The organism is Streptomyces phytophilus (assembly GCF_013870535.1).
GTDB lineage: Bacteria > Actinomycetota > Actinomycetes > Streptomycetales > Streptomycetaceae > Streptomyces > Streptomyces phytophilus.
Genome location: NZ_JACBXC010000921.1, coordinates 1 through 2,463, shown reverse-complemented (window position 1 = coordinate 2,463; position 2,463 = coordinate 1). Strand labels below are relative to the sequence as shown.

1 protein-coding gene and 1 pseudogene are annotated in these 2,463 nt (G+C 74.1%); one reads left to right on the top strand and one right to left on the bottom strand.

Annotated features, from left to right (window positions below; translation table 11 throughout):
- A pseudogene (locus H5J30_RS27195) lies at window positions 1-2,077 on the top strand (hypothetical protein); the annotation flags it as partial.
- 224 nt (window positions 2,078-2,301) lie between these two features.
- Here H5J30_RS27195 and H5J30_RS27190 read toward each other — a convergent pair.
- Window positions 2,302-2,454, bottom strand: a complete 153-nt coding sequence (locus tag H5J30_RS27190) for a LuxR C-terminal-related transcriptional regulator (protein ID WP_445194962.1) — start codon at window positions 2,452-2,454, stop codon at window positions 2,302-2,304.
- Window positions 2,455-2,463: the final 9 nt, after the last annotated feature.

Here is a 2,463-nt window from a genome sequence, read left to right as displayed (position 1 = left end):
CCCCGTCACCCTCGACCCGGCGGGGCTGCGCCCCGGCCGCTACGGCGGGTACGTCACCGCCACCACCGGCGACACCGTCGCCCACACCACCATCGGCGCGGTCCGCGAGGCGCCCACGCGCACCGTCACCCTGCGCGGCATCGACCGCTCCGGGAAGCCCGCCTTCGTCAACCCCGTCGCGCTCTTCGGCGAGGACGACCGGTACGACGTCGTCACGTACATCTCCGCGGGCAGGTCGCTGACCGTCGAGGTGCCGGAGGGCGACTACTTCCTGCACGCGGTGATCTCCGACAAGATCCCGGGCGGCAGCGTCGACAGCCTCATCGTCGACCCGCAGCTCAAGGTGGACCGCGACATGGAGGTCGTCCTCGACGCCCGCGAGGCCACCGAGGTGAAGATCGAGACGCCGAAGCCCGCGGTGCAGGAAGCCGTCATGAGCTTCTACAGCCACCGCGAGTTCGGCAGCCGCAACATCTCCAACGGGCACATGGAGTTCAGCGTCGACGGCCGCAAGCTCTACGTGACGCCGACCGCCAAGGCCCGCGAGGGCGTCTTCGAGGTGTCCTCCCGCTGGCAGCTGGAGGCCCCGATGCTCACCGGCACCGTCCGCGGATCCGGGGCGCAGGGCCGCGCCGACATCGAGGCCGTACGGCTGATGGGCCGCTCCCCGGCCGTGGACGGCACCCTGCGGCTGCCCCTGGTCGACGCCGGGGCAGGCACGGAGGCCGACTTCGCGGCCCTCGCCGGCGACGGCGCCGACCTGTCCCGCGCCGCCGTGCTGGTCGACGGCAACAGCCCGCAGGACGAGAACGCCGTCCGCCGCGCCGCGGCCGCCGGCGCGCGCCACGTCATCGTCATCTCCTCGGAGGGCTCGGCTGGCTGGAGCGTCTGGCGGCCCGGCGGCGACCGGCTGCCCGCGGTGGGCGCGATGGTCCGCCACGACGTCGGCAAGGAGCTGCGCGCGGTGCTGGCGGAGGGCCGGGCGACGGTCGAACTGCGCGGCACGCCCGCCAGCCCGTACATGTACGACGTGATGCAGGTGGCGAAGCAGCAGGTGCCCGAGCGCGTGGTGCACCGGGTGAACGGCTCCAACACCGCCACCGTCGAGACGAACTACCGCGACAACGGCGGCAACCCCTGGGCGAAGGAGCAGCGCTTCGGCTGGCGGCCGTGGATGGGCACCGCGATCAACCAGTACCAGCGGCACGTGCCCACCCCGCACCAGCGCACCGAGTACGTCAGCGCCGGTGACACGATCTGGCGCCACAACGTCCACCACCGCTACACCTTCGACACCTTCAACCCGCTGGCGGGCGGCATGATCCAGGAGGCCCGCAGCTACCGGGCGGGCGAGCGGGTGAAGGAGGACTGGTTCGCACCCGTCGTACGGCCCGCGATCCCGCGCGGCGTGGCGGGGCTGACCTCGTACCGCGAGGGCGACCAGCTCACCATCCGCATCCCGGAGTTCGCCGACTCCCAGGAAGGCCACTACAGCCGCCTGGACGGCGGCGACTGGGACGGCACCCCGGCCGACAAGGCGTCGGCGGCGCTGTACCGCGACGGCGAGAAGCTGGCCGAAGGCCGCACGGCGTGGGGCGCGTTCCCCGCGGGCGGCGCGGGGAAGGGCACGTACCGCCTCGACCTCGCGGTCGACCGGACCACCCCCGAGTGGCGCACGGGCGTCGGCTCGCGTACCAGTTGGTCGTTCGCGGCCGACCGCCCGGCGGCGGGCGAGCAGGACCTCCTGCCGCTGCTGCAGCTGGACTACGACGTGCCGACCGACGCGCGGGGCGCCGCGCCCGGCGGGCGGCTCGTGCCGCTCGGCATCACGGCGCGGCACCAGGACGGCCTCGACGGGCGGCGCATCAAGGGGATGGAGGTCTCCACGTCCCTCGACGACGGCACCACCTGGAAGAAGGCCGTGGCGATGCCCTGGTGGGACGGGAGCTACCGCGTCTGGCTGCTGCACCCCCCGGTGGGTGACGACGGCGGCTTCGTCTCGCTGAAGGCGAAGGCGTGGGACGACGCGGGCAACAGCGTCGAGCAGACGGTGAAGCGGGCCTACGCGCTGAAGTGACACCGTCCGTCACCGGTGCGGCCGGAGCGATCCGGCCGCACCGGTGCGGGTGCGCCGCCCTGCCGGGGGCACCCGGGCGGGGCGTGTGTGCCGTACGGGCACGCGTGTGCCGAGGGCGCACGTGCCGCTGCGTCCTCCGTACGGACAGGGGGCCGGCGCTCAGCCGCCCGCGGTCCTCCTCCCGGTCCGCCTTGCCGTCCTCCTCGCGGCCTGCCCGGCCGCCGTCACGGCAGCCAGTCGCGGCGGGCGGCCTGCCACACCAGCTGCGCCCGGGTGTCCGCACCCACCCGGCCCATCATGTCCCGCAGCCGGCGCTGCACCGTGCGCTGGCTGATGCCGAGCTGGGTGGCGATCGCCTTGTCCGCCAGCCCCGCCACCACCAGCGA